This is a genomic window from Actinomycetota bacterium (assembly GCA_040905475.1).
Classification (GTDB): Bacteria; Actinomycetota; AC-67; order AC-67; family AC-67; genus DATFGK01.
This window is the reverse complement of sequence record JBBDRM010000093.1, coordinates 1-4,912: the sequence shown is the minus strand read 5'-3', so window position 1 is coordinate 4,912 and position 4,912 is coordinate 1. Positions and strand designations below refer to the sequence as shown.

At 69.1% G+C, this 4,912-nt stretch carries 6 protein-coding genes; all 6 read left to right on the top strand.

Annotated elements, in window-relative coordinates:
* Window positions 1-330 (top strand): pyridine nucleotide-disulfide oxidoreductase (locus WEB06_10285; GenBank protein MEX2556011.1); only part of this gene is annotated, 330 nt, incomplete at its 5' end.
* A 29-nt stretch (window positions 331-359) separates the two neighbouring features.
* A complete protein-coding gene (locus WEB06_10280; GenBank protein MEX2556010.1) occupies window positions 360-1,109 on the top strand; it encodes a hypothetical protein in 750 nt (249 codons plus the stop codon).
* Window positions 1,109-2,377, top strand: coding sequence for a (Fe-S)-binding protein (locus WEB06_10275; GenBank protein ID MEX2556009.1), 1,269 nt, complete (start codon window positions 1,109-1,111; stop codon window positions 2,375-2,377). Before WEB06_10280 ends, WEB06_10275 begins: the two co-directional genes overlap by 1 nt.
* Before the next feature lie 17 nt (window positions 2,378-2,394).
* Window positions 2,395-3,423 (top strand): hypothetical protein, encoded by a 1,029-nt coding sequence (locus WEB06_10270; GenBank protein ID MEX2556008.1) that lies wholly within the window; start codon window positions 2,395-2,397, stop codon window positions 3,421-3,423.
* A 17-nt stretch (window positions 3,424-3,440) separates the two neighbouring features.
* Window positions 3,441-3,896 (top strand): glycine cleavage system protein H, encoded by a 456-nt coding sequence (locus tag WEB06_10265; GenBank protein ID MEX2556007.1) that lies wholly within the window; start codon window positions 3,441-3,443, stop codon window positions 3,894-3,896.
* A complete protein-coding gene (locus WEB06_10260; protein ID MEX2556006.1) occupies window positions 3,893-4,861 on the top strand; it encodes a radical SAM protein in 969 nt (322 codons plus the stop codon). Before WEB06_10265 ends, WEB06_10260 begins: the two co-directional genes overlap by 4 nt.
* The last annotated feature ends 51 nt before the right edge of the window (window positions 4,862-4,912 follow it).

Genomic DNA, 4,912 nt, shown 5'->3' with positions numbered 1-4,912 from the left:
GACAAGCTCCTCGTGCGCGGGGAAGACACCACGATGGGCCGGCCGATGGAGGTGCCGATGGACATCGTGGTCCTTTCCGTCGGGATGGAGCCCTCGAAGGGCACGCGTCAGATGGCCGAGGTGTTCGGCGTCAAGCAGAACAAGTACGGCTTCATCGAGACCGTCGGCGCGCCGATGGACACCGTTTCGACCTCGGTCGAGGGCGTGTTCGTGTGCGGGGCGGCGACGGGGCCGGCCGACCTCGAGGACACGGCGTCGAGCGCAGGGGCCGCGGCGATGCGCGCGGTCGTGAGCGTGCGTCGGCAGTCCGCGGCGCCGGCGACGGCGTAGCGAGCGCTCTGCCAACGAACGGGAGGGGTATGGGTCAGGTCGTCGACACGCCCACCGCGCAGGAGTTCATGCGCGAGGCGCTCGAGAAGATCACGCCGGGAGAGCTCGAGGCGGTCGCCGCGCTCTGCGAGCGGAAAGCGACCCTCTTCCACGGAGTGGTGCACGGAGCTGGGCGCGGAGCGCTCGACGAGACGGCACTACGGACGCTCTTCGCGCACGTCTTCTCCGTCCGCCGCAAGACGGAGGCGCTCTTCGCCTCGGTCGATCCCGAACGGCTGGGTGGCCTCATCCGCTCGCTCGTTGATGGGACCGAGCCGCTCCTCGATCGCTTCAACTCCTTCGTCGGGGCGCTGGACGGGTTCGACCCGGCGACCGACCTCGCGGCGGAGATCCTGCATTTCACCGACCCGGAGCGGTTCTGGCCGTGGGCGCGGTGGATGTGGGATCCCTCGACCGACACCGGCTCTCTGCGACTCGTGACGATGGACGAGTTCGACCTTCACGGAGCGACGCCGGGAGAGGTGTACTTCCGCGTGGGCGAGGCGGTCGACTTCGTTCGTCGCACCGGGGACGCGGCTGGATTCACCCGGATAGGAGACGGCACCTTCGGCATGGACGTGTTCCTCGCCTGCGTCTACGGCATCTACATGTACACGGTACTGCGCATGCGGATGACCCAGGAGTTCAATAAGGTCGTCCCCGAGCTCCCCGAGCTCTCCAGGCGACTCCTGGGCGTCCACCGCCTTCCCGCTGATGGCCCAAGGGAGGGGGCGGCCTGATGGGCCTCGAGAAGCAGCATCCGGACCCGATCGAGAAGGAAGGGGCGGTCGTCGAGGGCTACGCGCTCGCCGGCGAATGGAACCGCATGTTCGAGCAGCGGGTGATCTGGGACTACGACTTCACCCCGCTCGAGAAGATCGGCGAGCTGCCCGGCGGCGAGTCGCTCAACTGGTGCTACGGCTGCGGCAAGTGCATCCCGGTATGCCCGGTCGACATCGTCGGCGACTACGGGCCTCGGAAGATCCACCGCAAGGGGCAGATGGGGGTGGATCTGTTCAAGGATCCCGACCTGTGGCTGTGCACGACGTGCGGGAACTGTCTGCGGGTCTGCCCCAAAGAAGTCGACATGATCCAGATCATGCCGGCCGTGCGCGAGGTCGCGGTCGGCGAAGGGAACGTCCCCGCGGAGCTGCAGTCGGTGTTCGAGAAGACCGCCCGCTACGGCAACGCGCTCGGCGAGAACCCGCGGAAGCGCGTCGAATGGATGAAGGACGCTGCAACGCCGGTCCGGATCCTCAAGGACGACCCGTCGCCGGTGGACGTGCTGTTCCTGATCGAGGACTACTGGGCCTTCCATCCGCGCGGGCGAGACGCGGCGCGCGCGAACGCGCGCGTGTTGAACCGGCTCGGCGTCGATTGGGCGATCCTCGGCGCGGAAGAGAAGACGATCGGCGACTCGCAGCGGCTGGCCGGGGAGAAGGGCCTGTTCGAGATGCTCGTCGAGGACAACGTCGCTCTGTTCTCGAAGTACGAGTTCGGCCGAATCGTGACCTCCGACCCGCACGCGTTCAACGCGTTGCGCAACGAGTACCCGAAGCTCGGTCATTCCTATGAGGTCCTCCACTACACGCAGCTCCTCGGCCAGCTGGTCCCCAAGCTGACCTTCTCGAAGCGGATCGACGCGAAGGTGACGTTCCACGACCCGTGCTACCTCGGGCGCCACAACGGCGAGTACGACGCGCCGCGCGCGCTCATCGAGGCGATCCCGGGCGTCGAGTTCATGGAGATGCAGCGCTGTCGCGCGAACGGCTACTGCTGCGGGGGCGGCGGCGGCGCGATGTGGCTCGACTCCTTCACCGCCGACTTCACCTCCGAGCGCCTTTCGGAGCGCCGCGTTCGCGAGGCGGTCGAGACCGGCGCGGACATCCTCGCGATCTGCTGCCCGTACGAGGTGTCGCGCTTCGAGGATGCCGTCAAGTCGACCGGGAACGACGGCAAGCTGATCGTTCGCGACATCGCGGAGCTGCTCGACGAGGCGATGTCCTGAGTCCAAGGTCGGAGCGGATGGAGCCGGGGTTCCGTCTCATCGACTCGGGGATCGTGTCGGGTTTGCATTCGCAGACCGTCTGGCATGCGATCGCGGAAGCGATGAGCCCCGGCGACGCCCCCGTGCTGTCGATCCTCCGCCCCGCCGAAGCCTACGTATCCATCGGCTACCACGTCCCCATCGAGACCGTCGACGAGGAGGCGTGCGGCCGCCGCGGCTACGCGATCTATCGCCGGCGGGCCGGAGGCGGGCCGGTGCTGTGCGATCCGAGCCAGCTCTTCTTCCAGGTCGTCGTGCCCGCCCGGGATGCGCCCAAGCGCCGCGACCATGCCTGGGCTCGGTTCCTCGGCCCCGCGGTCGAGGCGTTCCGCCGTCTGGGAGTGGACGCCGTGCTCGGCCCGGGAAACGACGTATGCGCTAACGGCCTCAAGGTGTGCGGTACCGGCGCCGCAGAGATAGGCGACGCCCTCGTGTTCGTCGGCAACGTCATATTCGACTTCGACCACCAAGCGATGGCCGCCGTGCTTCGGCTCCCCTCGGCCGAGGCGCGGGGCGAGGTCGAGCGGCTCATGCGCCGCTTCCTCGTGCCGTTGCCGCTCATCACCGGCGGCCCGAGGTCCGTGGACGAAGCCACCGAAGCGCTCATCGAGGCCTACGCGGCCGTGTTCGGTCCACCGCGTCGCGACGTGCCGTCGGCGGACGAGCTGCGCGAGCGCGAGCGCCTCGACCGGCTGTTCGTCGACCCTCGTTGGGTACGGGCGGATCGCATGACGCGCAGGCCATCCGTCAAGATCCGAAGCGGCGTCGGCGTCGTCCTGGTCGACGACGCGGTGGTGTCGCTCGTGGACGGCCGCATCGATCGGGTGCTCCTCGGCGGCGGTTGGGTGCCGGCGCCGGGGATGCGCGACGAGCTCGTTCGGGCGCTCGAGGGGCTCCCGCTCGACCGCGGCTCGCTCGACGCAGCCGTGCGCGGCGCGCTGGGCTCGTCGGTGCGCGGAGCCGAACTCGTGGACGCCATCGTTCGCGCGAACACGGCTTGGTCGTGAGCAAAGGGAGGCGACACATGAGTGAGGTCTCGAGCGTCGGCGGTTTCCCGGTCGCCCTCGATCGCGCTTACGACCGGCTGGACCACGTGTGGGTGCGCGTCGAAGGCGACCGTGTGCGCGTCGGGATGGACGCGCTCGCCCAGGAGATGGCCGGGGATCTCGCCCAGCTCACGATCCTGTCGCCCGGCACGGTCGTGGCACGCGGCGACGAGCTCGGCAGCATCGAGGCGCAGAAGTTCGTCGGTGCGCTCCGGTCTCCCGTGTCCGGCACGGTCCTCCAGGTCAACGACGCAGTGCTCGACAACCCCCGGCTCGTCAACGCCGATCCGCTCGGTGAAGGCTGGCTCATCGTCCTCGCACCGGGCGAGCGCTTCGACGACGAGCTGTCCGGGATGGTCTCGGGCGACGCGATCCTGCCGTGGTTCGAGGCCGAGGTCGAGGACTATCGGCTGAAGGGGGTGCTCGCCGAGTGACGCCGGACACCGAGATCCTGCCGCCGGCGACGGCCGGGTGGGAGATCCGCCGCCGGACGTTCGGCGATTCCTTCGACTTCTTCGCGCCGGGCCTCAAGCGGTACCAGACGAGCGAGTTCACGCCGGCCAACGCGCGGACGATGCTCCCGATCAGCGTCACGGGGAGCGCGTGCGCGCTCCAGTGCGACCACTGCCAGGCGAAGGTGCTCGAGGGGATGATCTCCGTCAAGGCGGACGAGAACCTCTACGAGCTCGCCTCGCGATTGCGCAAGAGGGGGACGACGAGCCTGCTCGTCAGCGGCGGCTCGATGCGCGGCGGCGGGGTGCCGCTGCTGGCGCACACCCACGACATCGCGCGGATCAAGGCGGAGCTCGGCATGCGGGTCATCTGCCACGTCGGCTACCCCACGGCCGAGGTGGCCGGGGCCCTGGCGGAGGCGGGGATCGACGCCGCGATGATGGACATCATCGGAGCCGACGACACGCTCCGCGACGTCTATCACCTCGACCTGACGGTCGACGACGTGGAGCGCTCGCTGGCCGGCGTCGCCGCCACCGGCATTCGGGTGATCCCTCACATCGTGATCGGCCTCCATTACGGACGCTTTTTGGGTGAGGAGGCCGCGCTGCGCATGATCGCGCGCTACCCGGTGTGGACGCTGGTGTTGGTGGTGCTGACGCCGCTCGTCGGCACGCCGATGGCCGACCTCCCGCCGCCTCCCCTCGACGAGGTCGTGCCGTTCATGGCCCACGCCCGCGATGTGATGCCGGAGACGCGCCTCCACCTGGGGTGCGCCCGTCCGCTCGGGGGGATGAAGGTCTCGCTCGACCGGGCCGCGATCGACCACGGCTTCAATGGGATGGCGTATCCGGCCGAAGGCACGGTGGCCTACGCCGAGGCGCGCGGCCTCGAGCCGCGCTTCTTCGACACGTGCTGCTCGGTCACCTGGGGGTTCGACGCGTGAATGCTCGCGCCTGGCGTTTGCTGACCGACGACGGCGTGGACGCCGCCCGGG